This window comes from Agrococcus casei LMG 22410 (assembly GCF_900163565.1).
Lineage (GTDB): Bacteria > Actinomycetota > Actinomycetes > Actinomycetales > Microbacteriaceae > Agrococcus > Agrococcus casei.
This window is the reverse complement of sequence record NZ_FUHU01000026.1, coordinates 228,169-244,139: the sequence shown is the minus strand read 5'-3', so window position 1 is coordinate 244,139 and position 15,971 is coordinate 228,169. Positions and strand designations below refer to the sequence as shown.

Sequence of the window (15,971 nt, the reverse complement as noted above, 5' to 3'; positions counted from 1 at the left end):
GCGTCCTCGTGCTGAGGGTTTGCGGCACGCAAATCTCGTGGGTTCGCGCCTCGCGTCTTAGCGGGTTCCGGCCGGTTGTTCGGCCGAGGTGCGTCGCGTCTCGGTCTGGGTGGTGACCAAGTCTTCGTTCGAATAGAAGTCCGAGCTTACACGCTCAGCTCCGGGCTCGCGGTCGGCTGCGAACGGCGACGGCTCGAGGCCCTTGTGCTGCCTCGACTGCACGATCCAGATGATGAGACCGATCGCAATGGCTGCGAACGCCATCCAGACGTTGGTGCGGATGCCGAAGAAGACTTCGGACGGGTCGACGCGGATGGTCTCCCAGACGCTGCGGCCGGCGCCGTACCAGATGAGGTACAAGGCGATGGACTTGCCCCACTGCAGGTGGCGGCGACGGTCGAGGTACAGGATGAGCGCTGCGCCGAGCAGGTTCCAGATGACTTCGTAGAGGAAGGTCGGGTGGAACAGCGTGTCAGCGGGCAGGCCGATCGGGAAGGCGGCGTTGGCCGCTTCGATCTGGAGGCCCCATGGCAGCGTCGTGGGCGCGCCGAAGAGCTCGTGGTTGAAGTAGTTGCCGATGCGGCCGACTGCCTGGGCGATCAGGAGCCCGGGAGCCAGTGCGTCTGCGAAGGCTGAGAAGCGGAGGCCGGTGATGCGGCAGCCGAGCCAGATGCCGATTGCGCCGCCAATGAGGGCGCCGAAGATCGCGATGCCGCCATTCCAGATGCGCAGCATCTCGAGCGGATCGATTCCCGGACCGAAGTAGTCGTCGGGATGCGTGATGACGTGGAATGCGCGCGCCCCGACGATGCCGAGCAGGACAGCCCAGAGACCCACGTCGATGACAAGCCAGCCGTCAGCGCCGCGCTGGCTCAGGCGGTAGCCCGTCAGCCAGCATGCGATGACGATGCCCGCGAGGATGAACAGCGCGTAGGCGTGGATCTGGAAGCTCGCCGGAAAGAACGAGAGGCCGATGTCGTGGAACCACGTCAGCGGGATCTCGAGGTAGCGCCAGTCTGGGTCGGGGCTTGGGATGCTCGTGAACACGTACCTACCTTACGAGAGAGTTCCGGGGTCTGAGTGCAGACCGGTCACCAGCTCGGCCGCTTTGGCAGCGACCGCTGGGACGCCGCCGTCGCGCAGCGCTGCGACGAGCGCTGATCCGACGATGGCGCCTTCGGCATAGTCGAGCACGTCGGCGACGTGCTCGGGGCGCGAGATGCCAAGGCCGACGCAGCGCGCGATGGGCTTGCCGACGCGGGCCGACGACTCGGCGATGCGCTCTGACAGCGTGCGCGCCGCGGTGTCCATGTCGCCGCGAACACCCGTCGTTCCCATGGTCGAGACCGTGTAGACGAATCCGCGTGAGGCTTCGACCGCACGGTCGATGCGTGCATCGGACGAGCTGGGAGCAGCGAGGAAGATGCGGTCGAGATCGTGCTTTTCGGCCGCTGCGATCCACTCGTCTGCGTTCTCGGGCGTGAGATCGGGGGTGATGAGACCTGCCCCGCCTGCCGCTGCGAAGTCGTGGGCCAATCGGTCGACGCCGTAGCGCAGCACCGGGTTCCAGTACGTCATCGACAGCACTGCGGCGTCGGTGCGGGCAGTGACCGCTTCGACCGTCTGGAACACCTCAGAGAGCGAGAATCCGCGGTCGAGCACCTGCTGTGTGGCCGCCTGGATGACGGGGCCGTCCATCGCGGGATCTGAATACGGGATGCCGAGCTCCAGCACCTGGAAGCCAGCGTCGGCGACTGCCACGGCCGCTTCGATGCTCGTCTCGAGGTCGGGATAGCCGACGGGAAGATATGCGACGAGGGCCTTGCCTCCGGCAGCCTCGATGGCTGCCGCTGTCTTGCCTCGGGTGTTAGCCGACATGCTGTTCCCCCTCATCGAGCAGACCGAACCACTTGGCTGCGGTTGCCGCATCCTTGTCGCCGCGGCCCGAGAGGCTCACGAGCAGCACGGCATCCGGGCCGAGCGCGCGGCCGAGGCGAAGCGCCCCCGCGATGGCGTGCGCGGACTCGATTGCGGGCATGATGCCCTCCTTGCGCGTGAGCGCGCTGAATGCGTCCATGGCCTCGGTGTCGCTGACGGGCTCGTACTCGGCGCGCCCGATGTCGTTGAGCCACGAGTGCTCGGGCCCGACTCCGGGATAGTCGAGACCAGCCGAGATCGAGTGCGACTCGATCGTCTGGCCGTTCTCGTCCTGGAGCAGGTAGGTGCGCATGCCGTGCAGGAGGCCAGGCGTGCCGCGGCCGACGCTGAGTGCGTGCTTCTCGGTCTCGGCGCCGTCTCCGGCTGCCTCGAGGCCGATGAGGCGAACGTCAGCGTCGTCGAGAAACGCATGGAAGATGCCCATCGCGTTCGAACCGCCGCCGACGCAGGCGAGCACCGCATCCGGGAGCCTTCCGGCGGCCGTCTGGATCTGCTCGCGCGCCTCTTCGCCGATCTGCCTGTGGAAGTCGCGCACCATCTCGGGGAACGGGTGCGGGCCAGCCACGGTGCCCATCAGGTAGTGGGTCGTGTCGGTGTGGGCGACCCAGTCGCGGAGGCCCTCGTTGATGGCGTCTTTGAGCGTGCGCGACCCCGTCTTGACCGAGACGACCTCTGCTCCGAGCATGCGCATCCGCGCGACGTTCAGCGCCTGACGCTCGGTGTCGACCTCGCCCATGTAGATGGTGCAGTCGAAGCCGAAGTACGCGGCCGCCGTTGCGGTCGCGACGCCGTGCTGGCCCGCGCCGGTCTCGGCGATGAGCCGAGTCTTGCCCAGCCGCTTCGCGACGAGCGCCTGGCCCAGCACGTTGTTGATCTTGTGGCTGCCGGTGTGGTTGAGGTCTTCGCGCTTCAGGAAGATGCGGGCGCCGCCAGCCAGCTCGCTGAGGCGCGTGGCCTCGGTGAGCAGCGAGGGGCGGCCGGTGTACTCGCGGCCGAGTCGGTGGAACTCGTTCCAGAACTCGTCGTCCCCGCGCAGGGCGTCGTAGGCGGCAGTCAGCTCTTCGATCGCCGAGATCAGCGGCTCGGGCATGAACACGCCGCCGTGGTCGCCGAACCAGGGTCCGTGGTGGTCTCTCAGCTTCTCGGTCATCGCACTGCTCCGAACTCGCGCACTCGTTTCTGGGGCTCGCCGTCACGCACGAGCGCTTCGCCGATCAGCACGGCGTCGGCGCCGTCGGCACGGTATCGCTCGACGTCGGCCAGCTGCGAGACGCCGGACTCGGCGACAGCGACGACGCCTGCGGGAATCTGCGACCGAAGCTGCGCGAAGCGCTCCGGGTGCATCTCGAAGGTCTTGAGGTCTCGGGTGTTGACGCCGAGGATGCGCGCATCGGCTGCCAGCGCGTGCTCGATCTCAGAGGGGTCGTGCACCTCGACGAGCGCCGAGAGGCCGAGGTCGAGCGCGAACGCGTGCAGCTCGCGGAGTCGCTCGGGCTGCAGCACCGCGACGATCAGCAGCACCATGTCTGCTCCGGCGTCGCGCGCCTCGAGCAGCTGGTACTCGTCGGAGATGAAGTCCTTGCGCAGCAGCGGCACGTCGACTCGTGCACGCACGGCGCGCAGGTCGTCGAGGCTGCCGCCGAATCGGCGTGACTCGGTCAGCACCGAGATGCACGAGGCGCCTCCGGCGGCGTACTCGGATGCGAGCGCGGCCGGGTCGGTGATCTCGGCGAGGGCGCCCTTCGAGGGGCTCGATCGCTTGATCTCGGCGATGACGTGCGTGTGCCCGGGGTCGTGTGCCAGAGCGGCCGCGACGTCGATCGGCTGCCGTGCTGCGCGAGCACGCTCTTCGAGCGCCTCGTAGGAGAGCTCAGCGCGTCGGGCTTCTGCGTCTGCTCGGGCGCCTTCAGTGAGCTCGAGCAGCAGATTCACGCCCTTCACTTGCCGTGCGCTGACGACTTGGCGCCGAATCCCATCTTGTTGAGCAGCCAGCCCACGAGTGCGCCGAGCACGACGACACCGGCGCATACCCAGACCAGCAGCACCATGTCGAGCCAGAAGAACACGCAGCCGGCCGTGATTGCGACCAGCATGATGAGCACCGTGGCCCAGGCCGCGACGCTGTTGCCGTGTCCGGGGTCGATGTGCTCTGCGGGGATCTCGGCGAGGAATTCCTCGCCTGCTGACTCCTGCTCAACCAGCTGTTCGCTCACGATGCTCCTTGGGTTCATACGGGACTGGGGCAAGTCTACTCGGTCTTGCGAGAATCGTCGTCGTCCAGCGTCGGGTCGTCGCCGTCGTCGAGCGCGTCCCAGGCGAGGGCCCCGCTGCGCATGTCATAGCGGTCGGCCTTCTTTGCCGCGGTCGGCCATCTGTGCACTGTCGCCGCTGCGAATGCGGCAGCAACGGCGGCGAGCACGGCACCGGCGATCGCGACCGCAGGCCAAAGCCAGTGCTGGTCGACGACGACGGCTTCGCTCCCCTGCAGTCCGGTTGCCACCGCAGCCGCATTCGCGATGACGGGGTTGTCGATCTGTATGCCCTGCAGCACCGCGCTCACCTGCACCAGCGCCAGGATCACGAGGAGGCCCGACACGATGTATACCAGCACGCGCCGCGCGAAGAACAGCGCAAGCGCGATGCCTCCCACACCGAGCGCGGTCGCAGGCAGCGCCGAAGCGAGGTCAGAGCCCGCGAGCTCGAGCGGCTCGGCGGAGTCGGCGAGGTTCAGCGTGATCCAGGTCTGCACAGCGGCCGACGACGAGAGCGCAAGCGAGACGATGACGATCGCAAGCGAGATCATCCTTGCTCGGCGCAGCATCAGCGCGCGCCGTTCGGGTCGCGAAGCGTCGCAGCGATGGCGAGCGCGTTCAGCGGGCTGCGCGCCTTGCTCTTGATCTCGGCGATCTCGGTCTCGGCGACGCTGTCTGCCACGAGGCCTGCACCGGACTGCACGGATGCGCGGCCGTCCGACATCGTCACCGTGCGGATCGCGATCGCCACGTCGGCATCGCCTGAGAAGTCGAAGTAGCCGACCACTCCCCCGTAGATGCCGCGCGCTGCCGGCTCGACGGCATCGATGATCCTGAGCGCCCACGGCTTCGGAGCACCGGAGAGGGTTCCTGCCGGGAACGTCGCCCGCAGCGCTTCGACTGCGGTCGCGTCGTCGCGCATCCGGCATGTCACGCTCGAGACGATGTGCATGATGTGTCGGAATCGCTCGATCACCATGAACTCCGTGACGCGCACGGACCCCGCCTCGGCGACCTTCGAGAGGTCGTTGCGGGCGAGGTCGACGAGCATGACGTGCTCGCTTCGCTCCTTGGGATCTGCCAGCAGCTCCTCGCCGAGCGCTCGGTCTTCGTCGGCGTCTGCCCCGCGCGGCCGCGAGCCTGCGATGGGGTGCATCGTCGCGGTGCCGTCGCTGACGGTGACGAGCGCCTCCGGTGACGCGCCCACGACGTGATAGGGCGTGCCGGCGTCGTCTTCGAGCGCGAGCAGGTACATGTACGGCGACGGGTTCAGAAGACGCAGCACCCGGTAGACGTCGATCGGATCGGCGTCGGTGTCGAGGTCGAAGCGAATCGAGGGAACCACCTGGAAGATGTCGCCGTCGGCGATGTGCGTGCGGCTGCGCTCGATGGTCTCGGAGTACTCGGCGTCGCTCGTGCGCTGCGCCGCGTCGGCAACGGCGTCGCGGTCGACATCGGCGATCGTCGAGGGAGACGGAGCCTGCAGGCGAACGATGATGTCTCGGATGCGCTGCATGGCGCCGCTCCAGAGCTCGTCAGCCGGGCGGCCCTCGTCTGTCAGCACGACCGAGATCACGTGGATGTCGCCGGTCGAGTGGTCGACCACGACGAGGTCGCGCACGAAGCCGAATGCGATGTCGGGCAGCGTGTGCTCGCGCGGCGGGGCGTCAGGCAGGTGCTCGACGAGCCGCACGGCGTCCCAGCCGACGTGGCCGACGAGTCCCGACGCCAGACGCGGAAGCCCGGGAATGCTCGGCGTGCGCCACAGCTCGGTCAGCAGCTCGAGGGCCGCGAGGCCGTCGGCGGGCTCGGCGCCGCCGAATGCGCGTTCGCGGCTCAGGCCTCGGTCGACCCAGTCCACGCTCGATCCCGTTGCGCTCAGGAGCCCGTAGACGTCGCCGCCGACGAACGAGTAGCGGTTCCAGACCCCCTGGTGCGCCGACTCGAGCAGAAATGCGCCCGGGCCAGCGGCAAGCTTGTGGAAGACGCCGACCGGTGTCTCGCCGTCGGCGAAGAACGTCTGCACGACCGGCACGACGCGGTGCGTCTCGATGAGTCGGTCGAACTGCTCGCGATCGGTGTTCACTCCTGCTCCTGACCGCTCTGCACCTGCAGCGGCGTGAAGAAGCACGTGCGAGAGCCCGTGTGGCACGCGGCTCCGGTCTGCTCGACCCTGATCAGCAGCGTGTCGGAGTCGCAGTCGAGGGAGACCTCGATCGGAACCTGCACGTTGCCGGAGGTGTCGCCCTTGCGCCAGTACTCCTGCCTCGAGCGCGACCAGTACGTGACGCGCCCTTCTGTCAGCGTTCGGCGCAGCGCCTCTTCGTCCATGTAGCCGAGCATCAGCACGGCGTTGTCAGTGACGTCCTGCACGATCGCGGGGATGAGCCCGTCTGCGTCGAGCTTGAGCGGCGGAATCAGAGTCATCGGCGCACCTCGACCCCTGCTGCGGCGAGCGCGGTCTTGACCTCGGCGATCGAGACCTGGCCCGAGTGGAAGATGCTGGCTGCGAGCATGGCGTCAGCGCCTCCTTCGGTGACAGCGGGGGCGAAGTCGGCGGCGGAGCCGGCCCCTCCGGATCCGATCACAGGAATCGAGACGCGATCCCGCACCGCGCGGGTCAGCGGGATGTCGAACCCCTCGCGCGTGCCGTCGGCGTCGATGGAGTTGAGCAGGATCTCGCCGGCGCCGAGGCTGGCACAGCGCTCCGCCCATTCGAGCGCGTCGATGCCGGTCCGCTCTCGGCCGCCGCGCACGGTGACCTCCCAGCCGCTGTCGGTCCCGGCCCCGCCCGCGACGTCGAGCGAGAGCACCAGCACCTGCGACCCGAATCGGTCTGCGATGTCGGAGATGAGCTCCGGACGCTTCACAGCGGCCGAGTTCACGGAGCACTTGTCGGCTCCGCGAGAGAGCAGCGTGCGCACGTCGTCGGCCGATCGGACTCCCCCGCCGACCGTGAGCGGGATGAACACCTGCTCGGCGCATCGCTCGACGACGTCGTAGAGCGTCTCGGCGTCGTCGACCGAGGCCGCGACGTCGAGGAACGTCAGCTCGTCCGCGCCTTCGCGCGCATACCGGGCGGCAAGCTCGACCGGGTCGCCGTTGTCGGCGAGGTTCTTGAAGTTGACGCCCTTGACGACTCGGCCGTGCTGCACGTCGAGGCACGGAATGACTCGCGTGGCGAGCATCAGATTCTCGCAGCGACGATGTTGGTGACGAGGATCGCGCGTGCCCCTGCCTCAGCGAGGGCGTCCATGATCTCGTTCGTGCGGCTCGATTCGACCATCACGCGAACGGCGACCCAGTCGGGGTCGTGCAGCGGCGAGACCGTCGGCGACTCCATGCCCGAGGCCACGCGCACCGTCTCGTCGAGGCTGTCGCGGTGCACGTCGTAGTCGAGCAGCACGTAGCGCCTCGCGACGAGCACGCCGTTGAGCCGGCGGCGCAGCTTCGCGAGTCCGGGCGCTTCGACGCCGGACCCGATGAGGATGGCCTCGCTCGACAGGATTGCATCGCCGAACGGCTCGAGACCCTGTGTGCGCAGGGTGGTGCCGGTCTCTACGACGTCGGCCACAGCATCCGCCACTCCGAGCTTGACGCTCGACTCGACCGCACCGTCGAGGTGCACAGAGGTCGCGTTGACGCCCGCGGCCGCGAGGGCCTCGTCGACGAGTCGGGTGTAGCTGGATGCGATGCGCATGCCTTCGAGGTCGGCGAGGCTCGAGAACCGGCCGACGGGGCCCGCGAATCGGAACGTCGAGCGGGCGAATCCGAGCTCTTTGAGCTCGATCGCAGGCGAGCCCGAGTCGAGGAACAGGTCGCGGCCCGTGATGCCGACATCGAGGGCGCCCGAGCCGACGTACGTCGCGATGTCGCGCGGGCGCAGGTAGAAGAACTCGACGTCGTTCTCGACGTCGGTGACGGTGAGCTCCTTCGAGTCACGGCGTCCGCGGTAGCCGGCTTCTGCAAGCATCGCGGCGGCAGTCTCGGAGAGGGCTCCCTTGTTGGGAACAGCGATCTTCAGCATGAGGTCTTTCTTGTTCGCTAGAGGTGCTTGTAGACGTCTTCGAGCCGGAGGCCCTTGGCGATCATCATGACCTGCAGGTGGTAGAGCAGCTGCGAGATCTCTTCGGCGCACTCGTCGTCTGTCTCGTGCTCTGCCGCCATCCAGACCTCTGCGGCCTCTTCGACGACCTTCTTGCCGATGGCATGGACGCCCGCGTCGACTCGTGCCACGGTCGATGAGCCGGGCGTGCGGCTCTCAACGGTCTGCTGGAGTTCTGCGAACAGCGATTCGAAGGTCTTCACGCCTCTAGGCTATCGCTCCCCGAAGCGCCGCAATGCGCTCGGCGGGGTCGCCTCCGTAGACGGCGCTGCCGGCCACGAAGGTGTCGGCCCCCGCAGCGTGCGCCTCGACGATGGTCGTGGCGTCGACACCGCCGTCGACCTGCAAGCGAAGCTGCGTGCCGGCGGCTTCGGCGGCCGCGCGAAGGCGGCCGAGCTTGGGCAGCGTCTCGGGCATGAACGACTGCCCGCCGAATCCGGGCTCGACCGTCATCACGAGCACCATGTCGAACTCGGCGATGACGTCGAGCAGCGCGTCGGTGTCGGTCGCGGGCTTGAGCGCGACGGCGGCCTGCACCCCCGCGTCGCGCAGCGTCTTCGCAAGCGCCACCGAGTCGCGGGCGGCCTCGTGGTGGAACGTGATCGACTCGACGCCCTCGAAGACGTACTCGGGCGCCCAGCGGTCGGGGTCTTCGATCATGAGGTGCACGTCGAGCGGTATCGGCGAGACCTCGGCGAGTCTGCGCACGATCGGAATGCCGAGGGTGAGGTTGGGCACGAAATGTCCGTCCATGACGTCGACGTGGGCGGCGTCGGCCGTCGAGATGCGACCGAGCTCTCGCTCGAGGTTGGCGAAGTCGGCAGAGAGGATCGAGGGGTGCACGCGCATGCCTCGATCGTACCTACTCCGTGCGACGCAGCAGCTGCACGAACATCGCATCCGTCTCGTGCCGGTGCGGCCAGAGCTGCACGGCCCCGTCGCGACCGCCGAGCTCGATGCCGGGGCTCAGCTGCGTGATGACAGACGGTGTGTCGAGCACCTCGACGCTGTGCTGCCGGATGGCCTTCTGCACGACGCCGCTGGTCTCGGCCAGGTGCGGCGAGCACGTGACGTAGGCGACGATGCCGCCGGGCTTGACGGCGGTGAGCGCCGCATCGAGCAGCTCGTGCTGCAGGTCTGCCAGCTGCGCCACGTCGCTCGGCCGCTTGCGCCAGCGCGACTCGGGGCGCCTGCGAAGGGCTCCGATGCCGGTGCAGGGCGCGTCGACGAGGATGCGGTCGAACGCGTCGGGCTCGTCGGCGAAGTCGCGTCCGTCCTGAACGGTGACCTCGGTCTCGAACTGTGCGATCGCGCGCTCGACGAGCTTCGCCCGGTGCGGCTGCACCTCATTGGCGATCAGCGTCGCGCCGGCCTGCCGTGCCGTGGCCGCCAGCAGCGCGGCCTTGCCGCCGGGGCCTGCGCACATGTCGAGCCACCGCTCCCCCTTGGCGACTGCCTGAGCGCGCACCAGGGCGAGCGCCGCCAGCTGGCTTCCCGAGTCTTGCACGCGAGCCTGCTGTGCTCGGACGAGCGGATGCGAGGCAGGGTCGCCGGAGTCGAGTGCGGCTCCGACAGGCGATGCGGTGTGGGTGCCGCCGAGCTTCGAACGTGTCGTGAGCCCGGGAAGCGCCGCAAGATGCACTGCCGGCGGGTCGTTGTCTGCGATCAGCAGCGATTCGAGCTCTGCTTCGGCTCCTTCGGCCGCAAGCGACCGTCGCAGCGACTGCAGGATCCAGAGCGGATGCGAGTGCTGCAGCGCCAGCGCATCGTCGCCTGAGCGCTCGGCGATGAGATCGTCGAGGATTGTCGTGAAGCCGAGCTTCGCGGTCTTTCTGAGCAGCGCGTTGACGAAGCCGCGCCTGCCGGACGCCTGGCCCTGCATGAGCTCGACCGTCTCGTGCACTGCCGCGTGGTCGGCGACGCGCATGCGGGCGATCTGGTGCATGCCGATGCGCAGCGCGGCCAGCGGCTCGGGGTCGATCTGGGTGATCGGGCGAGACGCGAGGGCCTCGATGACGGCGTCGTACTGCCCCTGCCAGCGAAGCGTGCCGTAGGTCAGCTCGGTCGCGAAGGCCGCGTCAGCCGTCGAGGGCCGTGCCTGCTGCAGCCGGGAGGGCAGCGCGAGGTTGGCGAACACGTCGTCTTCGTGCACGTCGAGCACGACCGACATCGCGACCGACCGAGCGGTCATGCGCCGACCCCTGACTGCCCGGAGACAGAGAACTGGGCGCTGCCGCCGCGGCCTCGCAGCCACGCGCCGGCATCCATTGCGGACTTGCCGGCAGGCTGCACGCGCAGCAGCTCGAGCACGCCGGAGCGGGTCTGCACGAGCACGCGCTTGCGAACCACCTGCGCGAGGCCGACTGCTGCGTCGGTCTCGAGCTCTGGCTCTGCAGCGGTCATCGACAGGATCTTCACGACACCGTCGGCAGTCTCGGCAAAGGCTCCGGGCTCGCTGGTGACGCCCTTGAATCGCGCGAGCACGGCGCTGCCGTCTTGCGAGAAGTCGAGGCGGCCGTCTTCGCGAGCCAGCTTCGGTGCGAAGGAGACGCCGCCGAGCTGCGGTGTCGCCTCAGCTGTTCCGCTGGCGATGCCGGCGACCGTGGTCGACACGAGCTCGACGCCCTCGTGCGACAGGCGTGCGAGTGCTTCGTCTGCGGTCTCGTCGTCACCGAGAACGCTCGAGCGGCTCGTGAACACGGGACCAGCGTCGAGCTGCTCGGCGAGCTGGAACACGCTCATGGCGACTCGCTGGTGGCCGTCGATGATCATCCGCTGCAGCGGGGCTGCTCCGCGGTACGACGGCAGCTGCGAGAAGTGCAGGTTGATCCAGCCGTGCTCGGGCGCATCGAGCAGGTCGCGTCGCAGCAGCGCCCCGTAGGCGACCACGACACCGAGTTCGGGCTGCAGCGCTCGGATGCGCTCGGTGACCTCGGCGTCAGGCCGATCGGACTCGATCAGCTCGATGCCGAGCTCTGACGCCAGCCGTGCCACGGGCGAGGGCTCGAGCACGCGCTTGCGCCCGACGGGTGCGGGCGTGCGCGTGAGCACAGCCACGATGTCGTGCTGTTCGGCGAGAGAGCGCAGCGTGGGCAGGGCGACTTCGGGAGTGCCTGCGAAGACGAGCCTCATGCGCCGCCCTCGAACGGTGTCAGATCATCCATGCGAACTCGAAGCCTTCCTGTGTTCTTTCGCGACTTTGCCGCTGCACGCAGCACCTGCGCGCGAAGCTCATCGGCGACGGCCGTGCCGCTGCCGTACGCGAAGCGCACGATGGTGCGCACTTCGCTCGTGCCGTCAGGGCCGACGATGTCGACCGTGCCCAGAGTATCCGTCTTCGGAACATCGGCGAGGGACTCGACTGCCCGTCGCACGATCGCCGGGTCGCCCGAGACGCTCGCCACCCGCACTGCCGGCGGAAAGCTGGTCTCTTGTCGGCCCTCGAGCTCGGACGCTGCGAACCCGGCTGCGGTCGCGGTCTGCACTGCGGTGGCGACGGCGCCGGATGCGCCCGTGATGACACAGCGCGCGTCGCTGGCGGCGAGGGCCATCGTGTTGCGACTCTGCCGCACGTAGTCTTCTGCAACGCCGAGCCGTTCGCCCGACAGGTGCGATTCGCCGTCGAGCAGCACGACGGCCCGATAGCCTCCGGCTGCGACTGGCGCAGCGCCGGTCGTCGCCACGACGAGGCGGGGCCGGTCGTCGATCTCGAGCAGCTCGTGGCTGCCGTCGGCCACGGTCACGCTGTGCCCTGGAAACGCCCTTCCGAGCTCGGCAGCGGTCTTCTGACTGCCGCTGCCGGCCTTCGCGATCACCCGCCCCTCGCAGGTGGGGCATTCGAAGGGCGGCTGCGTGCGGCCGCACCACTTGCATGAGAGCGTGCGCGAGCCCGCGTCGAGAGGACCCTGGCACTGGACGCATCGCGCGAGCGCGCGGCACTGCTGGCAGACCAGGCGCGTGTGCTCGCCGGGCTTCGCCACCTGCACCAGCACGGGCCCCTGCTCGAGGCCCTGCTGCACCGCGCGAAATGCAGCAGAGGGAATGCGCTGGGGCCCTGAGTCGCCGAAGTCGGCGACAGACACCTTGGGGCGCGGCGCCGAGCCTTCGACGACCGGCAGCGGCTCGACACGGCAGTAGCCGATCTCGACCAGACGCTGCACTGCCACCGATCTGGAGTGACCGGCGAAGAGCAGGTCGGCACCCGAGAGGCTGTGTCGGATGAGTGCGGCATCACGGGTGCTCACGTGCGGCGCAAGCGGCTCGGCGTGCAGCGGATCGCCGTCGTCGAACACGACGAGGAGCCCGAGGTCGGATGCCGGAGCGTAGACCGTGCTGCGTGGCCCGATGACGGCCATCGGCTGCGCGCTCAGCGTGCGCAGAAAGCTGCGGTAGCGCTCCTTTGCCGGCTGTCGTGCGTCGAGCTCGGCAATCTGATCGGGCTCGAGCACGGCGGCCAGGGCAGCGGCGAGCTGCCGCTGATCGCGAAAGTCGGGAACGACGATGATCGCCTGCTTGCCCGCCGCGACGCATGCGGCAGCGCGGGCTGCCAGCTGCGCGGCCCACGCGCCCACGGTGTCGCCCGAAGGGAGTGCCACGACTCCCCCAGGCAGATCGGCGACCTGACGGTCTCCTTCGCCAGCGGGCTGCGGCTCTGGCCAGGGGAGCCAGTCGCGGCCGGTCTCCTGCCGCGCCTGCCGCGGAGGAATCGCGAGCCGCAGCACGTCGCTGAGATTGCCGGCCGCACGGCGTGCGACGGCGCGCGCGAGTTCCAGCACCTCGGGCTGCAGCACCGGCGCCGGCGAGACGACACGCTCGATCTCCTGCAGGCGACCGTCGAACTCGGACGAGTCGGCCAGCCCCACCACATAGCCGACGGTCAGCCGACTGCCTCGTACCGGCACGCGCACTCGGCATCCGAGCGCGATGGTCTCGCGCTGGTCTTCGGCGATCGCGTAGTCGAGCACCTTGTCGAGCTGCGGCAGCCGTGTGTCCAGGATGACCTGGGCGACGGATGCCGTCATCTCAGAGACCGGCAGCGGCTCGGAGCTGCTCGACTCGATCGGTGCGCTCCCACGTGAACTCGGGCAGCTCGCGGCCGAAGTGGCCGTAGGTGCTCGTGAGCGAGTAGATCGGGCGGATCAGATCGAGCTCGCGGATGATGACACCCGGTCGCAGGTCGAAGACGCTCTTGATCGCGCTCTCGATGACGGATGTCTCGACGTGCTCGGTTCCAAAGGCCTCGACGTAGATGCCCACGGGCTCAGCACGGCCGATGGCGTACGCGACCTGCACTTCGAGGCGGTCGGCAAGCCCTGCCGCCACCGCGTTCTTGGCGACCCAGCGCATTGCATAGGCTGCCGATCGGTCGACCTTCGACGGGTCTTTGCCGCTGAACGCGCCGCCGCCGTGACGAGCCGCGCCTCCGTATGTGTCGACGATGATCTTGCGGCCGGTGAGTCCGGCGTCGCCGAGGGGGCCGCCGATCGTGAACGGCCCCGCGGGGTTGATGATCACCGTCATGTTCGACGAGTCGAGACCGAGCGTGCCGATCACGGGATCGATCACGACGCGGCGCACGTCGGCCTGCAGCTGCTCGAGTGTGACGGATGCGCGGTGCTGTGTCGAGATGACCACCGTCTCGACCATCACGGGGGTGTACCCGTCGTAGCCGATCGTCACCTGCGTCTTGCCGTCAGGCAGCAGGTAGTCGAGCTCTCCGCTGTGGCGGACCTCGGCGAGGCGCTGCGCCAGCAGATGTGCCGCATACGCCGTTGCGGGCATGTAGGTCGGCGTCTCGTTCGATGCGAACCCGAACATGATGCCCTGGTCGCCAGCACCGAGCTGCGAGTCGAGGTCGCCGTCGCCGTCGCGGGCCTCTTGCGCATGGTCGACGCCGGCCGCGATCTCGGGAGACTGGTTGCCGATCGACGATGTGATGCCGCAGGTGTCGGCGTCAAACGACGCCTCGCTCGACGTGTAGCCGACGCTGCGCACGAGGTCGCGAACGAGCGTGGGGATGTCGGCGTAGCCCTTGGTGCGGATCTCGCCGCCCACGTGCACCAGGCCCGTGGTCAGCATCGTCTCGACGGCGACGCGCGATGTCGGATCCTGTCGCAGCAGGTCGTCGAGGATCGCGTCTGAGATCTGGTCGGCGAGTTTGTCGGGGTGCCCCTCGGTGACGGATTCCGAGGTGAAGAGTCGAAGGCTCACACATGCTCCTTTGTTGTCGCCTCGATGATGGCACGTGCCACTGACACCTTGTCGCCGGATGCCGAAGCAGCCTCTGAGCCGCCCCGTGCGAGCACGATGACGCTGGTGTCGACGGCGCCGAATCCGGTGTCGGCACTGACGCTGTTCACGACCAGGAAGTCGCAGCCCTTGCGTTCGAGCTTGGCGCGGCCGACTTCGCGAAGCTCGTCGGGGTCGGTCTCGCTCTCGGCGGCGAAGCCGACGACGACACCCTCCGCTCGGGATGCGAGATCGACCAGGATGTCTGGGTTCTCGGCAAGGGCGAGCGTCGGGGAATCGCCCCATGCCTCTTTCTTGCGCTTGCGGTCGGATGCATCGACGACGCGATAGTCGCTGACGGCTGCCGCCATGATCACCAGGTCGGCGTCGACGTGCTCGAGCATCGCGGCGTGCAGCTCTTCGGCCGACTCGACCGCGACGTGGCGGACGCCGTCGGGAACCGGCACTTCGAGATTCGCGCCGACGAGCGTCACGTCGGCTCCGCGCTCTGCGGCCGCTCGGGCGAGCGCCGCGCCCATCGCACCGGATGAGCGGTTGCCGATGAATCGGACGGGGTCGATCGGCTCGCGGGTGCCGCCTGCCGAGACGACGACGCGTTGCCCCGCAAGTCGCGCATCCGCGCCCTCGACGACGGCGAGTGCCGCCTCGACGATCTCGTCTGGCTCGCTCATGCGACCGGGGCCGACGTCGTGGCCGGTCAGGGCCCCGCTGTCGGGGCCGACGATGTGCACCCCGCGGCTCTGCAGCACCGAGATGTTGTGCTGCGTGGCGCTGTTCTGCCACATCTCGGTGTGCATGGCGGGGGCGATGACGACGGGAGCGGTGCTGGCGAGCACCGTGGTGCCCAGCAGGTCGTCGGAGTGGCCGCCGGCGAGCTTCGCGATGGAGTTCGCGGTCGCCGGGGCGATGATGATGAGGTCTGCGCTCTGGCCGAGTGCGACATGGCGCACCTCGGCGACGTCGTCGAAGACCTCGGACGAGACCGGGTTGCGGCTCAGCGCTTCGAGCGTCGGCGTGCCGATGAAGCGGAGCGCTGATGCAGTCGGCACAGCGTGCACCTCATGGCCCGCTTTCACAAGCAGGCGGATGACGCAGGCGGCCTTGTATGCGGCGATGCCCCCTGTGACGCCGACGACGACGCGCACGGCGGACTACTCTCCGGAGGGCTTCAGCGAGAGCTTGTCTTCTGCGATCTCGTGCATTGCGACAGACAGGGGCTTGTCATCGAGCGATGCGTCGACCAGCGGGCCGATGTTGTCGAACATCGAGCCCTCGGAGAGGTCGGTGTAGTAGTCGTTGATCTGACGAGCGCGCTTGGCGGCGAAGATCACGAGCTGGTACTTGGAGTCGACCTTCGACAGCAGCTCGTCGATGGGCGGGTTGATGATGCCCTGTTCCTTCATAGCGGAATGCTCCTTAGTGTCTTT

18 protein-coding genes are annotated in these 15,971 nt (G+C 68.4%); all 18 read right to left on the bottom strand.

The genetic code is table 11. The annotated features are described in order from the left end of the window. Positions 1-57 precede the first annotated feature (57 nt). From lgt to rpoZ, 18 genes are read right to left on the bottom strand one after another with little or no spacing between them, the layout of a single operon-like run. Positions 58-1,047: a prolipoprotein diacylglyceryl transferase gene (lgt, locus tag CZ674_RS06150; RefSeq protein ID WP_086991644.1), complete on the bottom strand. Its 990-nt coding sequence runs from the start codon at positions 1,045-1,047 to the stop codon at positions 58-60. Positions 1,048-1,056: 9 nt separating this feature from the next. Next, the gene (trpA, locus tag CZ674_RS06145; protein ID WP_200810049.1) at positions 1,057-1,878 is read right to left on the bottom strand and encodes a tryptophan synthase subunit alpha; all 822 of its coding nucleotides are present in this window, start codon (positions 1,876-1,878) and stop codon (positions 1,057-1,059) included. Then, positions 1,868-3,088 (bottom strand): tryptophan synthase subunit beta, encoded by a 1,221-nt coding sequence (trpB, locus tag CZ674_RS06140; RefSeq protein WP_086991642.1) that lies wholly within the window; start codon positions 3,086-3,088, stop codon positions 1,868-1,870. The genes trpA and trpB overlap by 11 nt, the downstream gene beginning before the upstream one ends. Next, positions 3,085-3,879 (bottom strand): indole-3-glycerol phosphate synthase TrpC, encoded by a 795-nt coding sequence (trpC, locus tag CZ674_RS06135; RefSeq protein ID WP_327078617.1) that lies wholly within the window; start codon positions 3,877-3,879, stop codon positions 3,085-3,087. Before trpC ends, trpB begins: the two co-directional genes overlap by 4 nt. After that, on the bottom strand, positions 3,876-4,151 hold the full coding sequence (locus CZ674_RS06130) for a DUF6704 family protein (protein ID WP_407640216.1): 276 nt from the start codon (positions 4,149-4,151) through the stop codon (positions 3,876-3,878). The genes trpC and CZ674_RS06130 overlap by 4 nt, the downstream gene beginning before the upstream one ends. Before the next feature lie 35 nt (positions 4,152-4,186). Continuing rightward, positions 4,187-4,759 carry a Trp biosynthesis-associated membrane protein gene (locus CZ674_RS06125; RefSeq protein ID WP_086991640.1) on the bottom strand — a complete coding sequence of 191 codons (573 nt, stop codon included), beginning with the start codon at positions 4,757-4,759 and terminating at the stop codon, positions 4,187-4,189. After that, positions 4,759-6,276, bottom strand: a complete 1,518-nt coding sequence (locus tag CZ674_RS06120; RefSeq protein ID WP_086991639.1) for a chorismate-binding protein — start codon at positions 6,274-6,276, stop codon at positions 4,759-4,761. The genes CZ674_RS06125 and CZ674_RS06120 overlap by 1 nt, the downstream gene beginning before the upstream one ends. After that, on the bottom strand, positions 6,273-6,617 hold the full coding sequence (hisI, locus tag CZ674_RS06115; protein ID WP_086991638.1) for a phosphoribosyl-AMP cyclohydrolase: 345 nt from the start codon (positions 6,615-6,617) through the stop codon (positions 6,273-6,275). The genes CZ674_RS06120 and hisI overlap by 4 nt, the downstream gene beginning before the upstream one ends. Next, the gene (gene hisF, locus CZ674_RS06110) at positions 6,614-7,381 is read right to left on the bottom strand and encodes an imidazole glycerol phosphate synthase subunit HisF (RefSeq protein WP_086991637.1); all 768 of its coding nucleotides are present in this window, start codon (positions 7,379-7,381) and stop codon (positions 6,614-6,616) included. Before hisF ends, hisI begins: the two co-directional genes overlap by 4 nt. Then, positions 7,378-8,217: an ATP phosphoribosyltransferase gene (gene hisG / locus CZ674_RS06105; RefSeq protein WP_086991636.1), complete on the bottom strand. Its 840-nt coding sequence runs from the start codon at positions 8,215-8,217 to the stop codon at positions 7,378-7,380. Before hisG ends, hisF begins: the two co-directional genes overlap by 4 nt. Positions 8,218-8,234: 17 nt before the next feature. Next, on the bottom strand, positions 8,235-8,498 hold the full coding sequence (locus CZ674_RS06100; RefSeq protein WP_086991635.1) for a phosphoribosyl-ATP diphosphatase: 264 nt from the start codon (positions 8,496-8,498) through the stop codon (positions 8,235-8,237). A 4-nt stretch (positions 8,499-8,502) separates the two neighbouring features. After that, complete coding sequence (rpe, locus tag CZ674_RS06095) at positions 8,503-9,144, bottom strand: ribulose-phosphate 3-epimerase (RefSeq protein ID WP_086991634.1); 642 nt, start codon at positions 9,142-9,144, stop codon at positions 8,503-8,505. A 13-nt stretch (positions 9,145-9,157) separates the two neighbouring features. After that, complete coding sequence (locus CZ674_RS06090) at positions 9,158-10,486, bottom strand: RsmB/NOP family class I SAM-dependent RNA methyltransferase (RefSeq protein WP_086991633.1); 1,329 nt, start codon at positions 10,484-10,486, stop codon at positions 9,158-9,160. Then, positions 10,483-11,427 carry a methionyl-tRNA formyltransferase gene (locus CZ674_RS06085; RefSeq protein WP_086991632.1) on the bottom strand — a complete coding sequence of 315 codons (945 nt, stop codon included), beginning with the start codon at positions 11,425-11,427 and terminating at the stop codon, positions 10,483-10,485. Before CZ674_RS06085 ends, CZ674_RS06090 begins: the two co-directional genes overlap by 4 nt. Beyond that, complete coding sequence (locus CZ674_RS06080; protein WP_086991631.1) at positions 11,424-13,316, bottom strand: primosomal protein N' family DNA-binding protein; 1,893 nt, start codon at positions 13,314-13,316, stop codon at positions 11,424-11,426. Before CZ674_RS06080 ends, CZ674_RS06085 begins: the two co-directional genes overlap by 4 nt. Before the next feature lies 1 nt (position 13,317). Then, the gene (gene metK / locus CZ674_RS06075) at positions 13,318-14,505 is read right to left on the bottom strand and encodes a methionine adenosyltransferase (RefSeq protein ID WP_143244658.1); all 1,188 of its coding nucleotides are present in this window, start codon (positions 14,503-14,505) and stop codon (positions 13,318-13,320) included. Continuing rightward, positions 14,502-15,689 (bottom strand): bifunctional phosphopantothenoylcysteine decarboxylase/phosphopantothenate--cysteine ligase CoaBC, encoded by a 1,188-nt coding sequence (gene coaBC, locus CZ674_RS06070; RefSeq protein ID WP_086991629.1) that lies wholly within the window; start codon positions 15,687-15,689, stop codon positions 14,502-14,504. The genes metK and coaBC overlap by 4 nt, the downstream gene beginning before the upstream one ends. Before the next feature lie 6 nt (positions 15,690-15,695). Next, a complete protein-coding gene (gene rpoZ / locus CZ674_RS06065; protein WP_086991628.1) occupies positions 15,696-15,947 on the bottom strand; it encodes a DNA-directed RNA polymerase subunit omega in 252 nt (83 codons plus the stop codon). Between the last annotated feature and the right edge of the window lie 24 nt (positions 15,948-15,971).

Bases quoted from the DNA above. Each gene is read 5' to 3' on its own strand.
- hisG (WP_086991636.1), bottom strand. From the start codon at position 8,217: ATGCTGAAGATCGCTGTTCCCAACAAGGGAGCCCTCTCCGAGACTGCC.
- trpA (WP_200810049.1), bottom strand. From the start codon at position 1,878: ATGTCGGCTAACACCCGAGGCAAGACAGCGGCAGCCATCGAGGCTGCC.
- CZ674_RS06090 (WP_086991633.1), bottom strand. From the start codon at position 10,486: ATGACCGCTCGGTCGGTCGCGATGTCGGTCGTGCTCGACGTGCACGAA.
- CZ674_RS06080 (WP_086991631.1), bottom strand. From the start codon at position 13,316: ATGACGGCATCCGTCGCCCAGGTCATCCTGGACACACGGCTGCCGCAG.
- rpoZ (WP_086991628.1), bottom strand. From the start codon at position 15,947: ATGAAGGAACAGGGCATCATCAACCCGCCCATCGACGAGCTGCTGTCG.
- trpB (WP_086991642.1), bottom strand. From the start codon at position 3,088: ATGACCGAGAAGCTGAGAGACCACCACGGACCCTGGTTCGGCGACCAC.
- CZ674_RS06125 (WP_086991640.1), bottom strand. From the start codon at position 4,759: ATGCTGCGCCGAGCAAGGATGATCTCGCTTGCGATCGTCATCGTCTCG.
- rpe (WP_086991634.1), bottom strand. From the start codon at position 9,144: ATGCGCGTGCACCCCTCGATCCTCTCTGCCGACTTCGCCAACCTCGAG.
- CZ674_RS06085 (WP_086991632.1), bottom strand. From the start codon at position 11,427: ATGAGGCTCGTCTTCGCAGGCACTCCCGAAGTCGCCCTGCCCACGCTG.
- hisI (WP_086991638.1), bottom strand. From the start codon at position 6,617: ATGACTCTGATTCCGCCGCTCAAGCTCGACGCAGACGGGCTCATCCCC.